General features: G+C 68.1%; 30 protein-coding genes. 19 read left to right on the top strand and 11 right to left on the bottom strand.

From position 1 onward, the window contains the following. Nucleotides 1-94: 94 nt before the first annotated feature. Nucleotides 95-646: a DUF1697 domain-containing protein gene (locus tag ACFVWR_RS05815; protein WP_387208961.1), complete on the bottom strand. Its 552-nt coding sequence runs from the start codon at nucleotides 644-646 to the stop codon at nucleotides 95-97. Next, nucleotides 643-1,572 carry an aldo/keto reductase family oxidoreductase gene (locus ACFVWR_RS05810; protein WP_387208959.1) on the bottom strand — a complete coding sequence of 310 codons (930 nt, stop codon included), beginning with the start codon at nucleotides 1,570-1,572 and terminating at the stop codon, nucleotides 643-645. Before ACFVWR_RS05810 ends, ACFVWR_RS05815 begins: the two co-directional genes overlap by 4 nt. A 71-nt stretch (nucleotides 1,573-1,643) precedes the next feature. On the opposite strand from ACFVWR_RS05810, the gene ACFVWR_RS05805 reads away from it, so the two are divergent. The 5 genes from ACFVWR_RS05805 to ACFVWR_RS05785 all read left to right on the top strand — a co-directional run bounded on the left by ACFVWR_RS05805 (nucleotide 1,644) and on the right by ACFVWR_RS05785 (nucleotide 4,607). Then, nucleotides 1,644-2,177 carry a hypothetical protein gene (locus ACFVWR_RS05805; RefSeq protein ID WP_387208957.1) on the top strand — a complete coding sequence of 178 codons (534 nt, stop codon included), beginning with the start codon at nucleotides 1,644-1,646 and terminating at the stop codon, nucleotides 2,175-2,177. Between the two features lie 135 nt (nucleotides 2,178-2,312). Then, nucleotides 2,313-2,660, top strand: coding sequence for a PadR family transcriptional regulator (locus ACFVWR_RS05800; RefSeq protein WP_387208955.1), 348 nt, complete (start codon nucleotides 2,313-2,315; stop codon nucleotides 2,658-2,660). 2 nt (nucleotides 2,661-2,662) lie between these two features. Continuing rightward, entirely contained in the window at nucleotides 2,663-3,031 is a 369-nt protein-coding gene (locus ACFVWR_RS05795) for a DUF1048 domain-containing protein (protein ID WP_387208953.1), read from the top strand. Further along, nucleotides 3,028-3,846 (top strand): ABC transporter ATP-binding protein, encoded by an 819-nt coding sequence (locus tag ACFVWR_RS05790; protein WP_387208951.1) that lies wholly within the window; start codon nucleotides 3,028-3,030, stop codon nucleotides 3,844-3,846. The genes ACFVWR_RS05795 and ACFVWR_RS05790 overlap by 4 nt, the downstream gene beginning before the upstream one ends. After that, nucleotides 3,843-4,607, top strand: coding sequence for an ABC transporter permease (locus ACFVWR_RS05785; RefSeq protein WP_387208949.1), 765 nt, complete (start codon nucleotides 3,843-3,845; stop codon nucleotides 4,605-4,607). The genes ACFVWR_RS05790 and ACFVWR_RS05785 overlap by 4 nt, the downstream gene beginning before the upstream one ends. Nucleotides 4,608-4,668: 61 nt before the next feature. Here the strand turns inward: ACFVWR_RS05785 and ACFVWR_RS05780 are convergent, their stop codons facing one another. Then, nucleotides 4,669-4,938: a hypothetical protein gene (locus tag ACFVWR_RS05780; protein WP_387208947.1), complete on the bottom strand. Its 270-nt coding sequence runs from the start codon at nucleotides 4,936-4,938 to the stop codon at nucleotides 4,669-4,671. Nucleotides 4,939-5,106: 168 nt separating this feature from the next. Between ACFVWR_RS05780 and ACFVWR_RS05775 the strand changes: the two genes are divergently transcribed. The 3 genes from ACFVWR_RS05775 to ACFVWR_RS05765 all read left to right on the top strand — a co-directional run bounded on the left by ACFVWR_RS05775 (nucleotide 5,107) and on the right by ACFVWR_RS05765 (nucleotide 6,837). Beyond that, entirely contained in the window at nucleotides 5,107-5,775 is a 669-nt protein-coding gene (locus tag ACFVWR_RS05775; protein WP_387208945.1) for a TOPRIM nucleotidyl transferase/hydrolase domain-containing protein, read from the top strand. A gap of 73 nt (nucleotides 5,776-5,848) precedes the next feature. Continuing rightward, the gene (locus ACFVWR_RS05770; RefSeq protein ID WP_387208943.1) at nucleotides 5,849-6,295 is read left to right on the top strand and encodes an iron chaperone; all 447 of its coding nucleotides are present in this window, start codon (nucleotides 5,849-5,851) and stop codon (nucleotides 6,293-6,295) included. Further along, the gene (locus ACFVWR_RS05765) at nucleotides 6,295-6,837 is read left to right on the top strand and encodes a tetratricopeptide repeat protein (protein ID WP_387208941.1); all 543 of its coding nucleotides are present in this window, start codon (nucleotides 6,295-6,297) and stop codon (nucleotides 6,835-6,837) included. Before ACFVWR_RS05770 ends, ACFVWR_RS05765 begins: the two co-directional genes overlap by 1 nt. Nucleotides 6,838-7,561: 724 nt before the next feature. On the opposite strand, the gene ACFVWR_RS05760 is transcribed toward ACFVWR_RS05765, so the two are convergent. Continuing rightward, nucleotides 7,562-8,485 carry an AEC family transporter gene (locus ACFVWR_RS05760; protein WP_387208939.1) on the bottom strand — a complete coding sequence of 308 codons (924 nt, stop codon included), beginning with the start codon at nucleotides 8,483-8,485 and terminating at the stop codon, nucleotides 7,562-7,564. Between the two features lie 69 nt (nucleotides 8,486-8,554). Continuing rightward, nucleotides 8,555-8,935 (bottom strand): hypothetical protein, encoded by a 381-nt coding sequence (locus tag ACFVWR_RS05755; RefSeq protein WP_387208937.1) that lies wholly within the window; start codon nucleotides 8,933-8,935, stop codon nucleotides 8,555-8,557. Nucleotides 8,936-9,015: 80 nt separating this feature from the next. Here ACFVWR_RS05755 and ACFVWR_RS05750 point away from each other — a divergent pair, with 80 nt between their 5' ends. Beyond that, the gene (locus ACFVWR_RS05750; protein ID WP_387208935.1) at nucleotides 9,016-9,621 is read left to right on the top strand and encodes a hypothetical protein; all 606 of its coding nucleotides are present in this window, start codon (nucleotides 9,016-9,018) and stop codon (nucleotides 9,619-9,621) included. Here ACFVWR_RS05750 and ACFVWR_RS05745 read toward each other — a convergent pair. Beyond that, nucleotides 9,618-10,430: a putative protein N(5)-glutamine methyltransferase gene (locus tag ACFVWR_RS05745; RefSeq protein ID WP_387208933.1), complete on the bottom strand. Its 813-nt coding sequence runs from the start codon at nucleotides 10,428-10,430 to the stop codon at nucleotides 9,618-9,620. The genes ACFVWR_RS05750 and ACFVWR_RS05745 overlap by 4 nt on opposite strands. 70 nt (nucleotides 10,431-10,500) lie before the next feature. Here ACFVWR_RS05745 and ACFVWR_RS05740 point away from each other — a divergent pair, with 70 nt between their 5' ends. Then, nucleotides 10,501-12,477 carry a collagen binding domain-containing protein gene (locus tag ACFVWR_RS05740; RefSeq protein WP_387208931.1) on the top strand — a complete coding sequence of 659 codons (1,977 nt, stop codon included), beginning with the start codon at nucleotides 10,501-10,503 and terminating at the stop codon, nucleotides 12,475-12,477. A 9-nt stretch (nucleotides 12,478-12,486) separates the two neighbouring features. Here the strand turns inward: ACFVWR_RS05740 and ACFVWR_RS05735 are convergent, their stop codons facing one another. Further along, on the bottom strand, nucleotides 12,487-13,107 hold the full coding sequence (locus tag ACFVWR_RS05735; protein ID WP_387208929.1) for a flavodoxin family protein: 621 nt from the start codon (nucleotides 13,105-13,107) through the stop codon (nucleotides 12,487-12,489). A gap of 75 nt (nucleotides 13,108-13,182) precedes the next feature. Between ACFVWR_RS05735 and ACFVWR_RS05730 the strand changes: the two genes are divergently transcribed. The 7 genes from ACFVWR_RS05730 to ACFVWR_RS05700 all read left to right on the top strand — a co-directional run bounded on the left by ACFVWR_RS05730 (nucleotide 13,183) and on the right by ACFVWR_RS05700 (nucleotide 17,735). After that, entirely contained in the window at nucleotides 13,183-13,518 is a 336-nt protein-coding gene (locus ACFVWR_RS05730) for a hypothetical protein (protein WP_387208927.1), read from the top strand. Nucleotides 13,519-13,609: 91 nt separating this feature from the next. After that, nucleotides 13,610-13,885: a hypothetical protein gene (locus ACFVWR_RS05725; protein WP_387208925.1), complete on the top strand. Its 276-nt coding sequence runs from the start codon at nucleotides 13,610-13,612 to the stop codon at nucleotides 13,883-13,885. 49 nt (nucleotides 13,886-13,934) lie between these two features. Beyond that, the gene (locus tag ACFVWR_RS05720) at nucleotides 13,935-15,440 is read left to right on the top strand and encodes an FAD-dependent oxidoreductase (protein ID WP_387208923.1); all 1,506 of its coding nucleotides are present in this window, start codon (nucleotides 13,935-13,937) and stop codon (nucleotides 15,438-15,440) included. A gap of 62 nt (nucleotides 15,441-15,502) precedes the next feature. Further along, the gene (locus ACFVWR_RS05715) at nucleotides 15,503-16,144 is read left to right on the top strand and encodes a hypothetical protein (RefSeq protein WP_387208921.1); all 642 of its coding nucleotides are present in this window, start codon (nucleotides 15,503-15,505) and stop codon (nucleotides 16,142-16,144) included. A gap of 147 nt (nucleotides 16,145-16,291) precedes the next feature. Then, nucleotides 16,292-16,456, top strand: a complete 165-nt coding sequence (locus ACFVWR_RS05710; protein ID WP_271177576.1) for a hypothetical protein — start codon at nucleotides 16,292-16,294, stop codon at nucleotides 16,454-16,456. Between the two features lie 99 nt (nucleotides 16,457-16,555). After that, a complete protein-coding gene (locus tag ACFVWR_RS05705; protein WP_387208919.1) occupies nucleotides 16,556-16,819 on the top strand; it encodes a Rho termination factor N-terminal domain-containing protein in 264 nt (87 codons plus the stop codon). Nucleotides 16,820-16,844: 25 nt separating this feature from the next. Continuing rightward, nucleotides 16,845-17,735: a hypothetical protein gene (locus tag ACFVWR_RS05700; RefSeq protein ID WP_387208917.1), complete on the top strand. Its 891-nt coding sequence runs from the start codon at nucleotides 16,845-16,847 to the stop codon at nucleotides 17,733-17,735. Between the two features lie 2 nt (nucleotides 17,736-17,737). Here the strand turns inward: ACFVWR_RS05700 and ACFVWR_RS05695 are convergent, their stop codons facing one another. The 4 genes from ACFVWR_RS05695 to ACFVWR_RS05680 form a co-directional block, all read right to left on the bottom strand. Next, the gene (locus ACFVWR_RS05695) at nucleotides 17,738-18,094 is read right to left on the bottom strand and encodes a hypothetical protein (protein WP_387208915.1); all 357 of its coding nucleotides are present in this window, start codon (nucleotides 18,092-18,094) and stop codon (nucleotides 17,738-17,740) included. Nucleotides 18,095-18,134: 40 nt separating this feature from the next. Continuing rightward, on the bottom strand, nucleotides 18,135-18,452 hold the full coding sequence (locus ACFVWR_RS05690) for a hypothetical protein (protein ID WP_387208913.1): 318 nt from the start codon (nucleotides 18,450-18,452) through the stop codon (nucleotides 18,135-18,137). Between the two features lie 74 nt (nucleotides 18,453-18,526). Then, a complete protein-coding gene (locus ACFVWR_RS05685; protein WP_387208911.1) occupies nucleotides 18,527-20,242 on the bottom strand; it encodes an FAD-dependent oxidoreductase in 1,716 nt (571 codons plus the stop codon). 178 nt (nucleotides 20,243-20,420) lie between these two features. Continuing rightward, a complete protein-coding gene (locus ACFVWR_RS05680) occupies nucleotides 20,421-21,458 on the bottom strand; it encodes a LacI family DNA-binding transcriptional regulator (RefSeq protein ID WP_387208909.1) in 1,038 nt (345 codons plus the stop codon). Nucleotides 21,459-21,681: 223 nt separating this feature from the next. On the opposite strand from ACFVWR_RS05680, the gene ACFVWR_RS05675 reads away from it, so the two are divergent. Then, complete coding sequence (locus ACFVWR_RS05675) at nucleotides 21,682-22,641, top strand: carbohydrate ABC transporter permease (protein WP_387208907.1); 960 nt, start codon at nucleotides 21,682-21,684, stop codon at nucleotides 22,639-22,641. After that, nucleotides 22,641-23,603 (top strand): carbohydrate ABC transporter permease, encoded by a 963-nt coding sequence (locus ACFVWR_RS05670; protein ID WP_387208905.1) that lies wholly within the window; start codon nucleotides 22,641-22,643, stop codon nucleotides 23,601-23,603. Before ACFVWR_RS05675 ends, ACFVWR_RS05670 begins: the two co-directional genes overlap by 1 nt. Nucleotides 23,604-23,731: the final 128 nt, after the last annotated feature.

The following is a 23,731-nucleotide window of genomic DNA, read 5'->3' as shown; positions in this document are numbered from 1 at the left end:
TGCCTCCGTGACAACACTGCGCAACGTACGCTTGTGCGGCAGTCGTCTCTACGGGGTTGTGAAATCGTCAGGGAGTGCTCAGCGTGGGGAGCTCTCAGCGAGCATCGACGAGCGCGAGAAGTTTCGTGGTGGTCTGCCAGCTGCGGATGGTCATCGACTTGTAGGCCGGCGTGCCGACGATCTTGCCGAGTCGGCTTCTCGTGCGCTCCGCCGAGAGGCGCTGCGAGTACACCACTCCGTCGCCCGGCCAGACCCGGTCGACGCCCTCGCGCGGGTCGAAGACCGCCATCGCCTCGTCGACGCCGAGCCCGTCCATGAGAAAGATCGCGTCGCTGTGGTACTCGTCCGGCTTGTCCCCGAACCCCGTCGGCCTGTCGTCGACGACGGCGCGCAGCCGTTCCGCCGGCAGCACCAGCACTTTCACGAGCACGTCGTGCAGATGGAACCGCCGAGGCAGCTCCTCCTGGATGCTCGCCGCCAGCTTCTTCACCGCCACGCTCGAATCGACGACGGCGTTCCCGCTGTTCAGGTAGGTGGTGACATCGGTGCAGCCGAGCTCCTCGAGACACTCGCGGAGCCCGGCCATCGCGACGGGGTTCTTTCCGCCGACGTTGACGCCGCGGATCAGCACCACCTTGGTGCTCATGGCAGTTTGTAGCCTGCCGCAGTGAAGAGGCGGTACCACTCCTGCCGGGTCAACGGGATGTCGGAGCCCGCCGCCGAATCGCGCAGGTGATCGACCTTGGTCGTGCCGAGCACCACCTGCATCCGCGCGGGATGCCGGGTGATCCACGCGACGGCGATCGCTGCCGGCGGCACGCCGTACGAGGCGGAGAGTTCGTCGATCACGTCGTTCAGTTCGGCATAGTTCTCGCGGTCGCCGAGAAAGACGCCGTCGAAGAACGCCTTCTGGAAGGGCGACCACGCCTGCAGGGTGATGTCGTTCAGCCTGCTGTAGTCGAGGATCCCGTTGTCCCTGTCGATCGACTGGTCGAGGCCGGCCATGTTCGCCGCGATGCCCTGCGCGATGAGCGGCGAATGCGTGATGCTGAGCTGCACCTGGTTGACGATGAGCGGCTGCGACACGAAGCGCTTCAGCAGCTCGACCTGGCCGGGGGTCTGGTTCGAGACGCCGAAGTGCCGCACCTTGCCGGCCTTCTGCAACTCGTCGAACGCGGCGGCGACCTCTTCCGGCTCGACGAGCGTGTCGGGGCGGTGCAGCAGCAGGATGTCGAGGTAGTCGGTTCGCAACGCTTCGAGCGTCTCGTCGACCGAGCTGAGGATGTGCTCCTTCGAGAAGTCGAAGAACCCGTCGCGGATGCCGACCTTCGACTGGATGACCACAGCCTCGCGCTCGGCGGGCGAGAACGTGACGGCGTCGCCGAAGCGGCGCTCGCAGCCGTGACGCACGTCGCCGTAGATGTCGGCGTGGTCGAAGAAGTTGATCCCCTCCTCACGTGCGGCGCTCACGAGCGTGCGGATCTCCTCGTCGCTCAGCGGCGTGATGCGCATGAGGCCGAGGATGATGTTGGAGACTTCGAGGTCGGTGTGCGGCAGTGCAAACGTCTTCATGTACCCATCCTTGCCCGAGTGGGGCGTTCTGCGCATCCCATTGCCGTCGATCGGGCGCGTATTCTCGTCGCGTGGACAGCAGCGGCGACCAGGACGACGCCGCCGTCGTGCGCATCCGCACCCTGCTGCTGGATGCGGTCGAACGGCTGACCGGCTCAGGCGCGCGCGACGAGGCGCTCGCCCAGTTCATCCCGCGTCACCGAAAACTGCTGATCACGCGCGAGGCCGTGCTTCAGCCGGCGGGCAGAGCCTGGCGGCTGGGCGTGCTGCTGCTCGCTGGCGACGGTCGGCTCTTCGCGACCGGATCGATCACGCGTGCGCTGGAACCGGGCCGACCCGCTTACCAATCCCAATCGGCAGAGGATCGCCGGGCGTTCCGGGCTGCCGCCATGCGCGGGCATTTCGAGCCCGGCGAGACGGTGAACCACGGCTTCGAGCCGATAGCGCTGGATGCGGAGAGCCTGCGCGCCTCCGACGGCCCCCTCATGCTGCGGGACGGCATGGCGGTGGTGCGCTGGAGTCCGTCGACCGAGGGCACCGTCGAGCTGGCCACCTATTTGGCCGAGCGCGTCGACCTGCTCGCGCACCCGCCGCAGGGCGCTTAGCGGCTCCCGCTACGGCCCTCGAAATCGCTGTCGAAACCCTCTCGAAATTCGATGCTATTCAGTGTTGCTATCTACCGGTAGTCGGCGTTACTATCTACTGGTAGTCAGCAACACCGAGTAGCAAAGGAGGGCCTCATGGCCAAACAGATGACCGAGATGCTGAAAGGCACCCTCGAAGGCATCGTGCTCGCGACACTCGCGGTTCAGCCGGCCTACGGCTACGAGATCACGGCGCGACTGCGTGAGCAGGGGTTCTCCGACATCGTCGAAGGCACCGTCTACGCGCTGCTGGTCAGGATCGAGCAGCGCGGCCTCGTCGACGTGACAAAAGTCCCCTCGGAGAAGGGGCCGCCCCGCAAGGTCTACTCGCTGAACGCGCAAGGCAGCGAATACCTCGTCGAGTTCTGGAGAAGCTGGAGCTTTCTCGCAGAACGCATCGAACAGCTCCACCACCACATCGAACACCCGCAAGAAGGAGAGTAATCATGGCATCAAAGTGGATCGAGAGCCTCACCGGGTCGCTCGAACAGAAGAAGCAGTACAAGCAGGACAAGGCTCGCATCAACGCCCTTCCCGAGCCCTACGGCAGCGCGGCGAAGGCGATGCACCGGTACCTCCTCTACTTCGGGGGAGTCACCGACGGCGAGTCCATCATCACGATGCTGACCGACCTGGCCGACCTGTGGGAGCGCGCATCCATCGACGGCACACCGCTGCACGAGATCGTCGGCGACGACCCCGTCGAGTTCTCCGAGACGTTCGCCCAGGCGTACAGCAGCAAGCAGTGGATCGACAAGGAGCGCTCGCGCCTCACGAAGGCGATCGAAGACGCGGAGCGGGAGGAACAGAAATGACCACCGAACCGGCCATCCGGGTGCAGGGCATCCAGAAGTCGTTCAAAGACCTGCACGTGCTCCGCGGCGTCGACTTCGAGGTGCAGGCGGGCAGCATCTTCGCCCTGCTCGGCTCCAACGGGGCCGGCAAGACCACGCTGGTGCGCATCCTGTCGACCCTGTTGAAGGCCGACTCGGGCGCCGCCACGGTGTACGGGTTCGACGTGGCCGCGAAACCCGGCGAGGTGCGGGAGTCGATCAGCCTCACCGGTCAGTTCGCGGCCGTCGACGAAGTGCTCACCGGCCGTGAGAACCTCGTTCTCGTGGCACGGCTGCGCCACCTGAAGAACCCCGGAGCGATTGCGGACGACCTGCTCGCCCGCTTCTCGCTCACCGACGCCGGCAAGCGCAAGGCGGGCACATACTCCGGCGGCATGCGGCGACGCCTCGACATCGCGATGAGCCTGATCGGCAACCCGCCGGTCATCTTCCTCGACGAACCGACGACAGGGCTCGACCCGCAGGCCCGCATCGAGGTGTGGCAGACCGTCAAGCAGCTCGCCGACGAGGGCACCACCGTGCTGCTCACCACGCAGTACCTCGATGAGGCGGAGCAGCTCGCCGACCGCATCGCGATCCTGCACAAGGGCACGATCATCCAGAACGGCACCCTCGCCGAGCTCAAGCAGCTTCTTCCGGCCGCCAAGGTCGAATACGTCGAGAAGCAGCCATCGCTCGAGGATGTCTTCCTCGCCCTCGTCGGAGAGCCCGACGAGACCGACGACAGCACCACCGGCGCGGGCAGCGCCGTCCCGACCGGAAAGGAACTCCGATGACCACCAACGTTCTCGGCGACACCGGCGTTCTGACCGGGCGCTCGCTCCGCCACATCGTCCGCAGCCCTGACACGATCATCACCACCGCGATCACCCCGATCGCCCTGATGCTGCTCTTCGTGTACGTGCTCGGCGGCGCGATCAACACGGGATCCGACGAGTCGTACATCAACTACATGCTCCCGGGCATCCTGCTGATCACGATCGCGTCGGGCATCGCGTACACCGCATACCGTCTGTTCCTCGACATGCAGGGGGGCATCTTCGAGCGATTCCAGTCGATGCCCATCGCGAGGTCGAGTGTGCTCTGGGCGCACGTGCTCACGTCGCTCGCGGCCAACCTGGTCTCGGTCGCGATCGTGACCGGCGTCGCCCTCATCATGGGGTTCCGCACCGGAGCATCCGTCGGCGCCTGGCTGGCCGTCGCGGGAATCCTTGTGCTGTTCACCGTCGCGCTGACCTGGATCGCCGTGGTGGCGGGCCTCTCGGCGAAGACGGTCGACGGAGCGAGCGCGTTCAGCTACCCGCTGATCTTCCTCCCGTTCATCAGCTCGGCGTTCGTGCCCACCGACTCGATGCCCGGCCCGGTCGCCTGGTTCGCCGAGAACCAGCCCGTGACCTCGATCGTCAACACGATTCGGGCACTGTTCGCCGAGCAGCCGGTCGGCGGTGACATCTGGATCGCTCTCGCCTGGCTCGTCGGCATCCTGATCGCCGCCTACGCCTGGGCGATCGCGATCTACCGCCGCAAGATCAGCTGACCGACAACACGACGATGCCCGCCTTCCACACAGGGAGGCGGGCATCGTCGCGTTCGAACGGTCAGCTCGCGGTCGAAGCCGAGCCCGAGCTCTTGCCGGTGAGGTCGTCGAGCTTGTCGCTCGCCTTGTCGATGACGTCGCTGACCCGATCGCCGGCTTCGCCCGCGGCCTTGCCTGCCAGGTCTTTGACATCGCTCTTGACCTGCTGCACCGGCGACGACTGGGTGAAGTTGTCGACCTGGTGCTTGATGCGGTCGTAAGCCTGTCGGCCGGCCTTCGAACCGAGCACGAAGCCGACGCCGACACCGGCGACGAAGATGAGGAATTTCATTGGCCCTCCTGAGGGTGACGGGTTCGGATGTTTGTGCGGAACGTACCCGCGAAACCCACCCTGCGACAGTGGTTGACGTCATGACGCTGCCAGGCGGGGCGCCTCGCCGAGGGCAGGGTCGCTGATCCCCCGGCGCTCCTCTCGCATGCGCGGTGTCACAATGGCACGGTGACGGAGCAGTCGGGAAGCCGATCCGTGGCGGGAGACGCCCGCGTCGAAGGGATGCGGGTGTTCGAGCGCGCCGCCGAAGGCTGGGCTTCCGGCCGCGTCGACCCAGCGGAGTCGGTGGCCGCGGCAGAGGCCGCGGCGTCCGACGGTGTGGTGCGTGCCGCGATCCTCGTCGAAGGCGCGAGCGACCGGGCCGCGCTTCACGCCATCGCCTCGGCCGGCGCGCGCGACCTCCGGCGGGAGGGTGTCGCGGTTCTCGCGATGGGCGGTGCGATGAGCATCCGTCGCTACGTCGAAGTGCTCGGCATCGACGGCATCGGCCTCGAACTGCACGGACTCTGCGATGTCGGCGAGATCCGCTTCTTCGAGCGGGCGGGGATGACCGCGGACACGTTCGAGATCTGCGACCCCGACCTCGAAGGCGAACTCATCCGCTCACTGGGCGTCGCCGCGGTGGAGGATGTGCTCGCCACGCAGAACGACCTCCGGCTCTTCCGCACCTTCCAGCGGCAACCCGCCCAGCGCGAGCGCAGCCCAGAGCAGCAGCTGCACCGGTTTCTCGGGACCACATCCGGGCGGAAGGAGCAGTACGCACGCGAGCTGTCGCTCGCCGCTGCCGCATCCCATGCGGTTCCCGATCCGTTGCGCCGGCTGCTCGAACAGGTGTGACCGGCGGTATCGTTCTGCGACAGGCGTTCTGCGACAGGGCAGTGTTCACGCAGCGCCCGAAGGTGGGAGAGGGATGACCGCGAAGACGATCGACGAGTACATCGCCGACAGCGATCCTGACGTGCGCGAGCTGCTGACCCGGCTTCGCGAGACGATCCTCTCGGTCGCGCCGGGCGCCACCGAGAGGATCCGCTACGGGATGCCCGCCATCGAGATCCCGTCGGACCGGCCGAACGCGGGCTGGCTGCATTTCGCGGCCTGGAAACGGCACATCGGCATCTATCCGGTGCACGAGCAGACGGCCGAGCTCGAAGCGCGCCTCGAGCCGTATCGCAGCGGTGCAGACACGCTGAAGTTCCCGTTGTCCGAGCCGACGCCGTACGATCTGGTGCGCGCGATCGTTGAAGCGCGGAGCGCGCAGGGCGAGCAGGGCGGGCGCGCCGCGCAGACCGCGCGGGTTACGAGCGCTACGAACGCTACGAACGCTACGAACGCTACGAACGAAGGGTTCCACGACTGATGCCCGAGCAGGCCGACACCGACCCGACCCATGTCAGTCCGGAACTCGCGCAGCGGTTGCGCGACATCTTCGAAGCCCGCGATCGCGCGAACATGGGGCCGACGATCGAGGCTTTCCTGCGTGTTCTCGCCGAGCATCCCGACAACGCCGCCGTACTCTACGACGTCGGCGGCTCGTACGACACGGCCGGCGACGAAGAGACCGCCCTGGGCTACTACGAACGCGCCATGGAGCTCGGCCTGACCGGCGACACCCTGCGCCGGTGCCTCCTGCAATACGGGAGCACGCTGCGCAATCTCGGCCGCCACGACGACTCGCTCGCCGCACTCGACAGAGCCCTCCAGCTCTACCCGCGCTCGGAGTCCGTGCGGATGTGGCACGCCCTCTCCCTCCACGCCGCCGGCCGCAGCGACGCGGCGGTCGCGGCCCTCATGGAACTCACCGTCGACGAGGTGCGCACCGAAGACCTCCTCCGCTACGAGGCCGCCATCCGCGGCAACGCCGCCTACCTCCGCGACCGGGACGCCGCCCGCCCCCGCTGAGCCAGCCTGCCGCCGCGTCGTCCCGGCCGGCCGAGCATTTCGCCGCTCTGGTCGATCGAGCATTTCACCCGTCGCGTGACGGTGCGCTCCGCCGAACGTGGCCATCCCCATCGAATGTGGCCGTTGCCATCGAACGTGCCATCCCCACCGAACGTGGCCGTTCCCATCGAACGTGGCCGTTCCGGTCGAACGTGGCTGGCGCAGCGGCCACACTCGACCGCAGCGGGCACACCCGGCACAAAGAGCAACACTCGCACCGGGTCCAGCCACCCCCGTCTGCGCACGAAATTCGACGGTCCCGCTCGGAGGCCGCGCGCGCATCGAGCGCTGGCGAAACGGGCCCATCCCGGCGAATGTGGCCGTTCCGGTCGAATGTGGCTGGCGCAGCGGCCACACTCGACCGCAGCGGGCACACCCGGCACAAAGAGCAACACTCGCACCGACCTCACCCACCCGCGTCCGCACCACCCGCGGCGGCGCACCAAATTCGCGGGCCCTCGGAGCCTGCGCGCCCGCATCGAGCGCTGGCGAAAGTGGCCCATCCCGGCGAATGTGGCCGTTCCGGTCGAACGTGGCTGGCGCAGCGGCCACATTCGGCCGCAGCGGGCACACTCGGCGGGCGGGGCCGTTCTAGCGGCCACACTCGCGGAGGGAACCATGCACGGCGCTGCGCGGCGGCGAGGCGGCGCAGCGAGCGTCGGTGCGCACGGCAGCGCGGCAGCGTCTACGGCGCCAGCAGCGCCGCGATCAGGAGCAGGGCGGGCACGGCGAGCACTGTCGTGAGCAGAACGGTGTCGCGGGCGATCGGGATTCCGCGTTCGTAGCGGGCGGCGAAGTTGTAGACGTTCTGCGCAGTGGGCAGCGCGGCCAAGGCGACGGCGGCGAAAAGCGCCTGGCCGTCGAGCCCGAACGCGAAGCGGGCGACGGCATATGCCACGAGCGGCATGAGCACGGCTTTGAGAACGGATGCGGTGAGAATCTCGGCGCGCCCGTGGTCGGCGCGCAGCGGTCGGGAGCCGTGCAACGACATCCCGAACGCCATCAGAACGAGCGGCACGGCAGCACCGCCGAGCAGAACGAACGGCTGGAAGACCACCTCGGGCAGTTGCACTCCGCTCGCGTCCACGAGGATTCCGAGGATCGAAGCGATGATCATCGGGTTGCGGAACGGCTGCGACAGGATGCTGCCGACCGACGCCGACCCGCGCGCGGCGACATCGAGGGTGGTGAGGGCGATCGGCGCGAAGACGATCAGCTGGAGCAGCAGCACGGGCGCGACATAGGACGCGTTGCCGAGCACGTACACCGCCACCGGCAGACCGATGTTGTTGGCGTTCACGTAGCCTGCGCCCAGGGCACCGATGGTGGTCTCAGCCACTCCTCGACGGAAGAACAGCCGCGACAGGAGCACGAACGCGCCGGCGGCGATCAGCGCAGCCACGGCGGCGACGACGACCTGCGTCGAGAAGACGACCCGGAGGTCCGCCTTGGCGAGAGTGACGAAGAGCAGAGCGGGGTTCGTGATGAAGAACGCGATCCGGTTCAACACGAACGGCGCCTGCGGCCCTCCGATTCCGAGCCGCCCCGCAACGTAGCCGACCAGGATGACGAACGCGATGATCGCGAACCCGACCACCACTCCGCCCATGTCAGAAGCCTAGAACCGCCGGCGACTCAGAAGCGCCACACGCCGCGCGGCGACACCCAGCCCATCGGCTCAGGCGAGCTGGCGGGACGACGTCAGGATGCCGGCGTCGTGCATCCGGGCGCCGATGGCGTTCGCGGTCTCCATGAACACGTTGTTCGCTTTGGCTGCACCGATCGCGCCGCCGGTGACGAAGGCGTTCGCGGTCACCCGGCTGAGACGGGCGACGATCTGCCCTTGGAGTTCCATGATCGCGACCTGGAACGACATGTAGAGCTTGCCGCCGGCCAGGCCGCCGAGAAGCACGGTCATCGGCACGCTGCCGCGCTTGGCGACGAACCCGCCGGCCGGCGTGGACTCAACCGTGAAACCGAGGCCGGTGAGCGTCTGACCGATCACGTCGCGAACCTGGTCGGGGTTCGCTGCACTGAAGAATTCGTGGCTGGATGCCATGGAGGGCTCGTCCTTTCGGTGACGGATGCCCCCCGAGCCTAGTGGCGACCAGCGGTGGGCGGCATCCGTAGACTTCTCCCGTGCCGGCCGTCTTCCCTTACGAATCGCAGTGGGGCAGCGTTCGTGCCACCGAGGAGGTGGTGGTGAACGACGGCGACCCGGCTCCTTTTCACGACTGGCGCGCATCCGGGTTCACGTCGGCCGAGGAGTACCGTTTCTGGGCGCGTCACGTGTGCGGGCTCGCGTGCCTGCGGTCGGTGCTGCAGGCCTGGCAGGGTAGGGATGTTCCTCTCGCCGAATTGCTCACCGGTGCGCGTGCGTCCGGCGCCTTGGTGCACCACCCCGACGACACGGTCGGCGGACTCTTCTACCGGCCTTTCCTCGACTGGGTGGGCGCGGAGTACGGCCTGCGCGGCGAAGTGGTCGAGAACACCCGCGCCTGTGACCTGCTGGCGCCGGTCGGCGAGGAAACGGTCGCCATACTCTCGGTGTCGCCCGAAGTGCGCTGGCCCGAACACCCGAACAGGCGCCGCGGCGGTCATCTGGTGCTCGTCTATTCGACGGCCGATGGCGTCGCCGAGTTCCACAATCCTTCGGGGGTCACCGGATGCGCGGCCGGCGCCCGCGTGCACGTCGACGTTCTCGAGCGCTTCGCCTCAGGCCGCGGGATGCTGCTGCACCGTTAGAGGCCGGCCCGCACGGCCACGGCCTTCACCGCCACCACCACGGTCGCGTCGAGTTCGTCAGAGGTCTCGACGTGGGCGTTGAGCCCCGCATCCTCGAACAGGGCGGCACTGCGCTCGGCCTGGCCCCGGCTCGTCTCGATGAGCAGGCGGCCGCCGGGTGCCAACCATTCCGAGGCACCAGCGGCGACCCTGCGGTGGATGTCGAGCCCGTCGCCGCCGCCGTCGAGGGCCACTGCTGGCTCGTGCAGGCGCGCCTCCGGGGGCATCATCGCGATGGAGTCCGTCGGAACATAGGGCGCGTTCACGGCCAGCACGGTGACCCGGCCGCGCAACGTGGGAGGCAACGCGTCGTACAGGTCGCCCTCGTAGACGGTGCCGCGGGGCTCGAGGTTCACGCGAGCGCAGCGCACGGCCGCGGCCTCGATGTCTGCCGCGTGGAGCTCGACCGAGGGGCCGGCCCGGGATGCGATGGCCGCGCCGATCGCGCCCGCGCCGCAGCAGAGATCGAGCACGACCGCATCCGGGGCCGTCGCCTCCACCGCCAGCTCTACCAGGAACTCCGTGCGATGTCGGGGAACGAACACCCCGGGTTCGACGGCGATGCGCAGCCCGCAGAACTCCGCCCAGCCGAGCAGCGCCTCCAGCGGAAAGCCTTCGACGCGCTGCGACACCAGACGCTCGAGCTCCTGCGGCGACTCGGCCGCTTCGAGCAGGAGCCGCGCCTCGTCTTCGGCGAACACGCATCCCGCAGCACGCAGCCGTGCGACGAGGGCCGCGTCGGGCTCGGGGCGGGGGTCGGAGGCAGTCACGAGGTCTCAGCGTAGCGACGTCGACACGAAAAGCTTCCCCATTCGGGGGCCGCCGGTCTAGCCTGAGCGCATGCGTCTCCGCCCACGCGTCGCCCTGCCCGTTCTTCTCGCCGCCTTCGTCGCGCCGCTCATCCTGACATCGCCCGCCGCGGCGGCCACAACCACGCTGTGGGCCGGATGGACTCCGCTCACGACCGCGGCCGGCGTCTCGACGACCACGGTCACCGTGGCGAACAACCCCGCGCTCGTCGCCGATGTGACGAGCGATTCGCGCACCGGGCAGATCGGTGTCATCTCGGGCGCCTCGACCTGGCTCGCTCCCTCGACCCCGGTCGGCGCGAAGTACGGGTCGAGCAAGAACCAGCCGTATCTGAACCTGAGACCCAAAGCCGACACCCCCACGGCGCCCTCGACGACGACGTACGCCTTCCGCACTCCGACGCCGCCGTCGGGGTGGACCTTCGTGCTCGGCGACATCGATGCCGACAAGGTGCAGGTGCGCGCGATCGGCCCCGACGGCGTCGCGCTCACCGCCGCTCAGCTGGGCTTCCGCGGCGGTTTCAACTACTGCGTTCCCGGTGTCTGCACGCCGACCACGCCGACGCCGGATGTGCCGGCCTGGGATGCGGCGACCGCGACCCTCAGCGGGGATCCGGTCAACAACAAGAACTCGAACGACACAACGGGAGCCGCGGGCTGGTTCGAGCCCTCGGCGCGGATCTCTTCGCTGACCTTCGTCTACACCCGGGTCACCGGACTCCCCGTGTTCCAGACCTGGTTCGCCTCCGTCGCCCGTGACATCAGCGGAACAGTCGCCGACCAGAACACCGGCCCCGTCGACGGCGTGCCCGTCACCCTCACCGACCGCGACGGCGCCGTCGTGGCCACCGCCACCACCGCGGGCGGCGGCGCATACTCGTTCCCCGGCTTTCTCGCGACCGACGGCTACACCGTCTCGATCGGCGTTCCGGCCGGCAAGATCGCCGTCGGCTCACCCAACGCACCGGCCGATCTGACGACGACGGATGCGGTGGTCGAATTCACCGTGCGCGACGTCGTTCCCGTCGCCGTCAGCGGCACCGTTCTCGATTCGCTCGGCGCACCGATCGCGGGGGCTACCGTGACCATCGGCGGCCAGACGGCGACCACGGATGCCACGGGCGCCTACCTCTTCGACACGGTGGCGGTCGGCGACCACACGATCACCGTGACCCCGATCGACGGTTACACCGTCGCCCCTGCGTCCCGCACGATCACCGTGCCCGCCGGCTCGGAGGATCCGATCACCGACCAGGACTTCGTGCTCACGGCCGATCCGGATGTGTCCGGCACCGTCACCGCCTCCGGCGCCGGTGTGTCCGGGGTCACCGTCACCGCCACGCCGAACGGGGGAGGCTCGCCCGTGAGCGTCGTGACCGGTGGCGACGGCAGCTACACGTTCCCCCGGGTGCCGTCGGGCGGGTACACCATCACGGTCGAACCTCCGTCGGACTTCATCGTGTCGGGAACCGACTCGCGTCCCGTCACCGTCGCCACCAGCGACATCACGGGCGTCGACTTCGCCCTCGCCCGAACAGGGAGCGTCTCGGGCGCCGTTCTCGACAGCGATGGGAACCCGGTCGCCGGCGCGAAGGTGACGGTCGACGGCCCTTCGGGAACGTCCGCTCTCACGACCGATCCGGCCGGCCAGTACGGCGTCGTGCCGCTGGCTCCGGGAACGTACACGATTACACTGACGGTGCCTGACGGCTACACCACGACCGACCCCCTGACGAAGACGGTGACCATCACCGACGCCGGGGAGACGATCGTCGATCAGAACTACACCCTGGTCGCGGATGCGGTCGTTCCGCCGACGACGCCGCCGACGACCCCGCCGGGCGGCACAGCACCGGCGGGCGATCCCGATGCCTCGGCCCCCGGCGAGATCGCCGACACGGGCTCCTCGGTCGACGGCGCACTCATCGCCTGGATCGGCGCGGCGCTACTGGCCGCCGGAGCGACGGCGGTGGGAGTCAGCGGCATCCGTCGCCGTCGGCGGGCCTAGCCGGTCGTCTCAGTACGGCGTCGCGGCGAGCACCCGGGCGAGGTGTGCGGCGTTCTTCGCCACCGACTGGTTCGTGCGCTTCACGCTCTCGGGCGTCTCGTCGAGGTCTTTGTAGTCGACGCTGCCCATCGCCTCGCCGTTCCAGTAGGTCGCACCCTGCGACGGGATGCTGAAGCCCACATCGTTGAGCGCCTGGAAGAGGTCGGCGATGATCGCGTGCGCACCGTCCTCATTGCCGACGACGCCGGCGATCGCGACCTTGCCCTCGACCTGCGGCCGCCCGTTCTCGTCGGTCTCGGAGAGCTCGGCGTCGAGTCGCTCGAGAGCGCGCTGCGCGACGCTGGACATGTGCCCCATCCAGGTCGGCGTGACGATGATGAGGATGTCCGACGCGATCACCTGCTCCCTGATCGCCGGCCAGGCGTCTCCGTCGCCCTCATCCAGTTCGACTCCGGGCTTCACGTCGAAGTCGACGAGTCGCACAGCCGTGCCCGAGACGCCGTTCTTCGACAGCTCGTCGAGAAGCTGTGTGGCGAGAAGCTGGCTGCTCGACTCAGCCGGTGAAGGCTTGAGACTGCACACCAGCGCCAGCGCGGTCAGCGGACGGGAAGTGCTCGTGGAGTCTGTCATGCGCCGCAGTCAACGCTTCCCGCTGGCCGGGCGCAAGGCCTTGACCAGCGTCTTCGCCGCTCGTATGACTGTTAGATGAAACGAATCCACTACGCAAGCGGTGCCGTGATCACCGGGGACGATATCGCCGACGTGCTCGTCCGCTATGCGGCAGTGCTGGCGAAGCGCGGCATCGCCGCCGAGGTGCAGGCGCCGATCGTGCGAGACGACGGCTCCACCGGCACGGCGCTTCTCCTGCTCGGCCCCGCAAGCCAGATCCTCGCCGAGGAGGCGCCCGGCGACAACGATCTCGTGGACGCCGACTTCGTGGCCGAGACCGAGAAGGCGATCGCTGCGCAGGGCACTCCGCGCGCCGGTTTCGTGCGCAGCGGAACGGAGAACACCGAGGCCATCGACCTGGACTACTTGTGACCTGTACGCGCGGTCCTTTCTGCGCTCTCCCCCTGGTGCATTCGTGAAGCGCGCGTACCATTCCGCACCAGATACCGATCGGGGAGAGGACATGCAGGTGTACCACGTCTACATCGACGACCTGCGCTTCACCTTCGTCGAACGGGCTCCTGTCGAAGAGTTCAAGGAGCGCGTCGTGGAGGCGAGCAGGGCGGATGGCGCGTTCGTGCCCATCGCCCGGTCGAGCAGGCCCCCGAGCGAGGTGTTCGTGACGAGCCAGACGAAGGTGCGGATCGAGACGGCGACGCTCCCCCGGGAGTCCGCCGGTCCGTCGGACGACAACGGCGACGACGACGCGTTCTGGTTCGATTTCGACTCGCTTCAGTAGGCCCACACAACTAACGGTTTCCACCCGCCGTCGAACGACGAGGAGCGCCATGACATCCCTTTGGCTCGACGGGGTCGCCCCGATACCCACCGACGGCTTTCAGCCGGGAGCCGAGTACGACGTCGCGATCGTCGGCGCAGGGCTGACCGGGCTCGCGACGGCCCTCATGCTGGCGCGGTCTGGGATGCGGGTCGCCGTGCTCGAGGCCCGCTCGGTGGGAGCCGTGACCACCGGTAACACCACGGGCAAGGTGAGCCTGCTGCAGGGCACCACCCTGTCGCAGATCCGGCGGCACACGACCGAGAACGTGCTGTGCGCCTACGTCGACGCGAACACCGCGGGGCAGGGCTGGCTGCTCGACTACCTCGACGCGAGCGGCGTGCCCTATGACGTGCGCGACGCTTACACGTACGCCACGACGGACGACGGCGCGGCCACGCTCGGGGCCGAATACGACGCCGCCCGGTCCGCCGGGCTGGCGGTGAGCGACGAACGCACGAGCGAGCTGCCGTATCCGGTCGAGCGGGTGCTCAGGCTCCCCGCTCAGGCGCAGGTCGACCCGATCGCGGTGTTGAGATCTCTGGCGGCGGATGTGCGCGCGCTCGGCGGTGTGATCGTCGAGGGCGAGCGGGTGACCGCGGTCAGCGCATCCGACCCGGCCGTGATCACGAGCGACTCGGGCGAGACCCGGGCCGCGGCCGTGGTGCTCGCGACGGGTGCGTCGATCCTCGACAGAGGCCTGTACTTCGCGAAGACGGAGGCGCTCCGCTCTTACGCGACCGCGTTCACCATCCCCCGGGATGCGCCGAGCGGCATGTACCTGTCCGCGGATTCGCCGAGCCGGTCGCTCCGCACCGCCACAGCAGCGGACGGCACCGGCCGCCTGCTCGTGGGTGGCAACGGCCACAACGTCGGTCGCGCCGATTCTCCCGCGGAACGGCTTGCGGATCTCACGAGGTGGGCCGAGGAGACGTTTCCTGGCGCCGAACGCACTCACTGGTGGTCGGCGCAGGATTACCGCTCGGCGAACCTCGTGCCGTTCGTGGGCTGGCTCCCGCGCGGGCGCGGCCGGATCTATCTGGCGACCGGATACAACAAGTGGGGATTCACGAACGCCGTCGCCGCCGCGATCAGCCTCACGGCCGGACTCACCGAGACGGCGGAGCCCGAGTGGGCGAGGGTGATGCACCACCGGGTGACGCATCCGGTCGACCTTGCGACAGGCATCGGCTTCAACGCGGCCGTCGGCAAGGAGGCCGTCGCCGACTGGCTGGGGGCCGAGACGGCGCCGGAGTTCGGCCCCGCTGCTGCGCCACCCGCAGAAGGCGCAGGCGTGGTCGGCCGACGCGGCCGCACACCGGTGGCGGTCTCCACGGTGGAAGGACGCACGTGCGCTCTGACGGCGGTGTGCACCCACCTCGGCGGGGTGGTGCACTGGAACGACGCGGAGCGTTCGTGGGACTGCCCGCTGCACGGATCCCGCTTCGCAGCCGACGGCTCCGTGCTCGAAGGGCCGGCGACGGCGCCTCTCGGTGCGGCACCCGAGCCAGGGTGAATTGTGGCGTGACCAGCGTGGGAGGCTAGTCAGGCACGCGATTTCGGCAGTAGGGTCGCGGCATGACTATTCCCAACGACGACAGCAAGCCGGACGTTCCCGCGAACGACGGAACTGTTCCTCCCGCGCCCGCCGCCGGGTCGGTCCCGCCCGCCGCGCCTGACGCGTTTCCGCCGGCACCGCCCGCGGCACCCGGCGCGTTCCCCTCTTACTCCGCGACCCCGCCCGCGCCGGTCGCCGCTCCCACCGCGCCCCCGCAGCCGGTCAACATCGCCTTCTGGCTGTACATCGCGGCCGCCGTGCTCAGCGTGATCAGCGGAATCGTCACCGCGGTGACGCTCTCCTCGACCCGCGCGCAGATCATCGACACGCTGCAGAACACCGACAACCTGAAGACCAACGGCGTCACGGTCGACCAGCTCGCCGACACGTCGATCGCGATCGGCACCACGTTCGCGATCATCACGCTCGTCTTCTGGGCGGTCGTGTTCGTGCTGTTCGCGGTCTTCATGCGCCGCGGAGCGAACTGGGCCCGCATCGTGCTCACGATTCTGACGGTCATCTCACTGGTCAACATCCCGTGGGGCTTCTTCACCGGTCTGCTGCAGGTGATCGCGGCGATCGTGGCCACCATCCTGATCTGGCTGAAGCCGGCATCGGCGTACTTCGCCGCGGTCAAGGCATCCAAGGCACCCCGCGCCTGACCGACGGGCACCTAACCACGACGAGATCGACTAGTCAAGGAGTCGATCCTCTGCGCTCTCAGGCCTAACGTGGTTTCCGGCCGTTCAGGAAACCCTTCAGGAGACCCCGTGCAGGGCGGCCGCCAAGAGAAAGCAGGAATCGGCAAAATGAACATACTGCTCATCATCATCGCCATCGTCGCGATCGTGCTTCTGTTCACCGGAGGGTTTGTGCAGGCCCTCAACTGGCTGCTGTGGGTGGGTATCATCCTCCTGGTCTTCGCGGTGATCGTGTGGCTTGTCCGCATGATCAGCGGACGCCGATCGGTCTGATCGGCGAAGTGAACGCAGAAACCCCCGGATGCGAGCATCCGGGGGTTTCTTGTCGCCCGCGCTGCGCGTACTCTCCGCGATGAAACGAAGGAGGAGCAGATGCCAGGCAAGAACCCCCAGCTCAAAGATCAGAAGATGTACGAAGACCTCCGAGACGAAGGAAACTCCAAGGAGAAGGCCGCGCGCATCTCCAACGCCGCCGCGGCGAAGGGGCGTTCCTCGGTCGGCCGCAAGGGCGGTGAGGCCGGCTCCTACGACGACTGGACGGTGCCCGACCTGAAGAAGCGGGCCAAAGAGCTCGGCCTCAGCGGCTACTCGAAGAAGAACAAGTCCCAGCTGATCAGCGCCCTCCGCAACCACTGAGAACGCCGGGTCGTACACTCGCGGCATGGGCATGAAAGAAGTCGCCGACGAGCTGTACGGTCTCGAGCCCGGCGAGTTCACGGCGGCGCGCAACACGGCGGCCGGCGGCGAATCGGACAAGGCACTCGCCAAGCAGATCCGCGCGCTGCGTAAGCCATCTGCCTCGGCCGCGGCGATCAACGCCCTCGTGCGCCGACAGCCCGACCTCATCGAGTCGGTGCTGGAGGTGGGCGACCGGATGCGCGACGCCTTCGCCGCTCGCGACCGCGACGCCATTCGTACCCTCACCGGCGACCGCCAACGTCTGCTGCAGAAGGCGACGAAGGCCGTCGGCGGGGCGAGCGCCACCGTGCAACGGGAGATCGAGGAGACGCTGCAGGCTGCCGTCATCGATCCAGCTGCCGCGGCAGCCGTGCGCAGCGGTTTCCTCCTCCGCGCTCTCGAATCGACCGGGGTCGATCAGATGGAGGTGGGCGACGCCGTCGCGTTGCCCGTCGAGGTCGGCGATGTGCGGCCGCTGTCGGACAGCGCCGGCGGGCACGGCCGTGTCGGCGGGCACGCAGGTCCCGGCGGGCAGCCGGCGAAGAGCGGGCCGGGCAAGAAGCGGCCCGCCGCTGAGGCGCCGGGGGAATCCGCGGCCGAGCGCCGGGAACGGGAGCGCAGCATCCGCACCGCCGAGAAGGCCGTCGAGCGCGCCCGTGCGGCCGCAGACACCCTCGACGACGAACTCGACGAGGAAGTCGACCGCCGCAGCGACCTCGAGGCGGAACGCGACGACCTCTCCCGCCGGCTCGAACGCGTGCAAGCGGAGCTCTCCGAGGCGCGGGCGGCGGAGCGCGAGCTGCGGCGACGCATCACGCCGGCGCAGGCCGCGCTGCGCGATGCCGAGAAGGCGCTGCGCCGCCTGCGCGACTGACGCTATGGCTGGGGCGTGGGCGCGGGGGTGGCAGCCGCCGCGCCGGCAGGAAGATACTGCGCGATCTCATCCTCGGCCATCACGATGAGGCCGCGCGCGCTCGAGGCGGACTGCATCATCGCGTCAAGCCAGTCGCGGTTGAGGGCGGGCGGCGTGGCATGCTCGAAGACGTACTGCACCGGGATGGCGGGCGAGAGCCAGAGACTCACCCGGCCCGAGCCGTCTTCGACCGGGACTTCCCAGCTCACGAGAAAGCCCTCGTGCATCCGAAGTTTCGTGGTGATCGCGATCTTCAGATGCGACAGCAGCCGGTCTTCGAATTTGTACTGCTGACTGGCTCCATAGATCAGAGTGCCCATTTCCTCATCCTTGCACCGTAGAGCCGCTCAGCACGAGCCCCTAACCGGGCAGGTGTGCCTCTGCCTCGTCTTCGCTCATGACCACCATTCCCCCGGTGCGCTGCGACGTGTGCATCAACGCTTCGAGCCACCTCGGGTTCAGGGCCGGCGGTCTGCTCCCGCTGAACTGGAAGGAAAGCGGAACCTCGCGGCTGATCCAAAGCGAGACGCGGCCGGAGCCTTGCTCGACCGGCACCTCCCAGTTCACGAGAAAGCTTTCGTGACGCCGCAGTTTGGCCACGATCGCGAGCTTGACATGACTCAGCACGCGATCGTCGAGGTCGTACTCCTGACCTGCGCCGTAGACGAGTTTTCCCATGCTTACGAGTGTGCCCTATCGCCGTCGTCCGCGCCGGTCGAAGAAGGGGGATTGACACGCGGTATTCGAGTGCGCTACCGCACTTCGAGCTTCTGTCCGGCGTCGACGAGCCGCTGACGCAGGCGGTCGTGCGGAACATCCTGCACGGCGCATCCCTCGGCCACCGCCAGGGCTGCGGCGATGCCCGCGGCGTGACCCAGCATCTCGTACTGCGGCTCCATTCGCACCGAGGCGAACGCCACGTGCGACGCCGACAGGCACACGGGCACCAGGAGGTTCACGCAGTGCTCCCGTTGCGGGGTCAGCGAGCGGTACGGGATGCCGTAGACAGGCACCGGCACCGACAGATACCCCTCGGTCACGACCAGGCCGACCGGCGTCGGATGCTCGTGCACCGTTCGCCACGTGCGCTGAACCTCCCGGATGTCGATGTGGTACGAACCGAGCGCCACGGTGTCATCGAAGATCGTGCCCGCCAGCAGGTCGTGCTCGGTGAGAACGCGGTCGCCGAGCATCCGTCGCGCCTCGCGCACGTAAAGCTGATGCGGCAGATGGCCGGTGTCGGCGAACTCACCGGCCGGCAGGCCCCAGCGCGCCAACTCTTTGCGGATGCCGGCCGGAACACTCGCGTCGGTCGACAAGAAGTAGAGGAACCCGCGGGTGTGGCTGAGGTGGCGCTGCCGCAGCTGCTCCCTGCGTTCGGGGCTCGCATCCGGGTACTCCCAGGCGCTTCCGTCGAGCACGCTGAGCGAGAAGGGCCCGAGCGAGTTGCCGTCGGCCATGCCTCCGGGCAGATTGGGCTCGAGGCCCAGCATCCGGCCCGCCGAACGCTCCTGGCCTGCAGCGCGGTCGCGCGCGAACAGGCGGCGGCCGAGCTCCCAGTAGCTCTCGTCGTAGTCGAGCGGCCTCTCGAACGGGATGCGGTCGGCCGCGGTCGTGAGGCACACACGGTATCCGTACGACATCACGCCGCCATCGCCCGACCCCACCTCGGCGAGGGGAACGTCGCGCACCTGCGGCAGCACCGGGCCGGGGATGCGCCCGGACGGGTCGCCGACGAACGGCGACACCCACGGCGGCATGTTGTGCATGCCCGGCACGACCTCCCGGCGGCCGGCGAACCGCTCGCCGTAGAGGGTGCGGTCCTCCCGCCCGACCGCGTACGGCACGCCGGCGAGCGGGAGCAGGTCGCCCTCGTACGAGGCGTCGACCACGACACCCGCCTCGACGATCCGTCCCGAGTCGAATCCGACGGCGCGGATGACCGGGCCCGCCTGCGAGGCGGCAAACTGCACCGAGGTCGCCCGCTCCTCGAACACGACATCCACGCCCGCCGCCTCCAACCACGAGGTGAAGATCTGCTCGGCCACGTGCGGCTCCGGACCGGCGAACCGCCCCGGCTCGACGCCGTAGTGCGCCGCCACATCGCGGCGGAATCGCTCAGCCGCCCCGCCGAGCGCACGCACGTCGCCGACATCCGTGTAGCCGAGGCCCCCGCTCGTCATGCCGCCCACATGCCGGCCCGGCTCGACGAGCAGCGTCTGGGCTCCGGCCTCGGCGGCGGCCACTGCGGCCGCGACCCCAGCGGAGGTGGCTCCGTAGACGAGCACCTCCACGCGCTGCGGCGGCTGGGTCTCATGGTGGGTCGGGTGGTTGGACTCGTTGTGGGTCGGGCTGTGGGTCTCGTGCTGGGTCGGGTCGTGGGTCTCGTGGTGGGTCGGGGCCTGGGCCTCGTGCTGGGTCGGGCTGTGGGTCTCGTGCTGGGTCGGGTCGTGGGCGTCGTCCGTCACTGTCATCCCTTTCGCTGCGCACTGTCGCCACTCTCGCCATGGTCGCGCGCCCCTCATCCTCTCTCACATGTGGGAACGATTCCACCCTGCGCTCAGAGCATCGAGTTGCGCCAAATGCGCCTTTACGGGCGCGTTTAAGGCGCATTTGGCGCAACTCGGCGCCGGAGCCGGCCGCGGCTCAGGCGGCGGGGCGCGGGGCGGCGGTGGAGCCGCGGGGCAGTACCTGGGCCTCGAGCACGGTGGTGACGGGTTCGCCGCCGGGTTCGTGGATGCGGGAGAGCAGCTGATCCATGGCCGCTTCGCCCAGCGCGATCGCATCCTGGGCGACGGCGGTGATGCCGGGGCTGACCATGCTCATCCACTGGGAGTCGTCGAACGAGACGATGCTCACGTCGTCGGGGATGCGCAGGCCGAGATCGTTCGTCGCGCGCCACACGCCTTCGGCGAGCAGGTTGTTGGCAGCGAAGATGGCGGTGGGGTGGTCGCGCCGGGCGAGGATGTCGATGGCCGCTTTTCGGGCGCCGATCGCATCCCAGCCCGTCGAGATCACCAGTGACGGGTCGGGCTCGATGCCCGATTCGGCGAGGGACCGGTTGTAGCCGGCTGCGCGCTCGCCACCGGTCGTCCACGTGGTCTCGTCGATGAAGAGGGCGATGCGGCGGTGGCCGAGGTCGATGAGGTGGTCGGTCATGCGCCTGGCGACGCCCGCGTTGTCGATGATGACGGCGTCGCAGCGCCCCTCGGAGAACTGCCGGTCCGCCTCGATGACGGGGATGTGCTGCTTGAGCAGGTAGTCGGAGACCTCGCCCGACAGCGGGGTGACGATGACGCCGGCGACCCGGGTGGCGACGAACGCCCGGGCCGCGTCCAGCTCCGCCTCGGTCGAACCGCGGTCGTCGACGAGCATCATCGTGTAGCCCTCGCGACGGGCGCGCGAAGCGATGCCCGCGGCGAGGTCGGCGTAGAACGTGTTGCGCAGGTCGGAGACGAGAACCCCGATGGTCTGACTGTCCTGTTTGCGAAGGCTGCGGGCCATCGCGTGCGGCACATAGCCGAGCGCCTCGGCAGCAGACAGAACCCGTTCGCGAACGCTGGCGGCGACGTATCCTTCACCACTCAGCGCGCGCGAGGTCGTCGACTGGGAGACCCCCGCCTCCCGCGCCACATCTTTCAGCGTCGCCCGCCTCGGAAACTCCGGCGGCTCGTTCTCGCTCATGCACTGCCCTTCCCCGACGCGCCGGGAACGCCCCGGGCGCTCCGGCGAATCCACCCTAGCCGTCCACTCCCGCTCACCCGGTTGCACCGAGCCGCGCGAAGGCTTATAGTCGCCGGTATGTGGTAACGATGCCACATCCCCGACCACCCTCGGGGGAAACACACGAAAGGGCGGCAATGGAGACGATCGAGCTCTACGACGCTTCGAACGCGGAGGGATCGAGATGGCGCTCCTGACCAAGACCAGCGCTCCGGAATCCGGAGCCCAGAAGCCGAGGCCCCGCGCCAAGAAGTACAACCGGCGCGAAGCGATCGCGGGATACCTGTTCATCAGCCCGTGGATCGTCGGCTTTCTCATCTTCACGCTCGGCGCGATGGTCTACAGCCTCGTCATCTCGTTCAGCAACTACAACCTGGCGACGAACTCCGCCACACCGGCCGGTTTCGACAACTACGCCGAACTCTTCAACGATCCCAAGGTCGGTCTCTCGCTCGGCAACACGCTGTTCTACGCCGTGCTCGCCGTGCCGCTCGAGATCGTGTTCGCGCTGTTCCTCGCCATGCTGCTGAACCGCGTGGGTCGCGGCGCCGGATTCTTCCGCACCCTGTACTACCTGCCGAAGATGACGCCGGCAGTGGCGACCGCATCCGTGTTCCTGCTGCTGCTGAACGGCAACACCGGCGCCATCAACAAGGCGCTCGCGGTCATCGGCATCCAGGGGCCGCAGTGGCTCATCGACCCGAACTGGGTGAAGCCCTCGATCGTGCTGATGACCCTGTGGGGCGTCAGCGGAACGATGGTGATCTTCCTGGCCGCGCTCAAGAACGTGCCCCGCGACCTCTACGAGGTGGCGTCGCTCGACGGAGCGGGGCCCATCCGGCAGTTCTTCACCATCACGGTTCCGATGATCTCCAGCTCGATCTTCTTCAACGTGATCGTGCTCACCATCGCCGCGCTGCAGGTGTTCGACCAGGCGTATCTGCTGTTCTGGCGCGACCAGACCAACGCCTCGCCTGAATCGTCTCTCTTCTACGGCGTCTACCTCTTCCAGCAGGCGTTCCGACAGTTCAACTTCGGCTTCGCCGCCGCGATGGCCTGGCTGCTGTTCATCATCATCCTGCTCATCACGCTGGTGCAGGTGAAGTTCAGCAACCGCCTCGTCTACTACGAAGGAGACAAGTGATGTCGTCCGCCACTCAGTCCGCACCAGCCGTAGCCGCGCTGGCCAACGAGCTCGACGGCGTCGGCGTCGGCGGCAAAGGCAACCGCGGAACGCGCACCAAGAAGGACCGCTGGTACAAGCCGAAGTCGGTCATCGGCAAGGTCGTGCTGTGGATCGTGCTCGTGGTGTTCGGGTTGCTCTTCCTGTACCCGTTCGCCTGGCTGCTCGCCGCGAGCTTCAAACCGCGGCAGGAGGTGTTCGACAACTCCCTGTGGCCGAAGACGTTCACCCCGCAGAACTACCTCGAGGTCTGGAACCAGCTTCCGCTGCTGTCGTGGATCGGCAACAGCATCGTCATCGCGGTGCTCGCCGCCGGTCTCGTCGCGATCTCCAGCTCGATCGTCGCGTTCGGTTTCGCCTACTTCAAGTTCCCGGGCCGCACGCTGCTTTTCGGTCTGGTGCTCGCGACCATGATGCTGCCCGGCGCGGTCACGATGGTGCCTCAGTACCTCATCTGGAAGAACCTCGGGCTCATCGGCACCTGGATACCGCTGTTCGGCATGAACCTCTTCGGCTCGGCCTTCTACATCTTCTTGCAGCGGCAGTTCTTCTTGGGGCTGCCGCGGGAGCTGTTCGAGGCGGCCCGGCTCGACGGCGCGAGCTACTGGAAGCTGTTCACGAAGATCGCGATGCCGCTGAGCATCCCGTCGTTCATCATCATTTTCCTGTTCGAGTTCCAGGCCAGCTGGAACAACCTGCAGGCGGCGCTGATCTACCTGAACGGCGGCGGCGTCGAAGGGTTCACGGTTCCTCTCGGAATCTCCTATGCCATGACGACGTTCAGCCCGACCAACGGCGGACACGGCGACTACCAGTACGTGATGGTCGCAGCGCTCATCGTCACCATCCCGATGCTGCTACTCTTCGCCTTCGGCCAGCGGTACTTCATCGAGGGCGTGGCCTCGCAGGGCCGAAAAGGCTAGGCGGCAGCACCCGACCGTGCGTCGCGCACAACGTGGAAGCCCCGGGAACATCGGCCCCGGGGCTTCCGACTTTCCCGGTGCGCACTGCCTGCCCCCATCCCTCCGTTCAGCTCAGCCCGCACGTCTGA

Source organism: Leifsonia sp. NPDC058292, assembly GCF_042880955.1.
GTDB lineage: Bacteria > Actinomycetota > Actinomycetes > Actinomycetales > Microbacteriaceae > Leifsonia.
The sequence above is the reverse complement of the archived record's forward strand: the minus strand, read 5'-3'. Positions and strand labels throughout refer to the sequence as shown.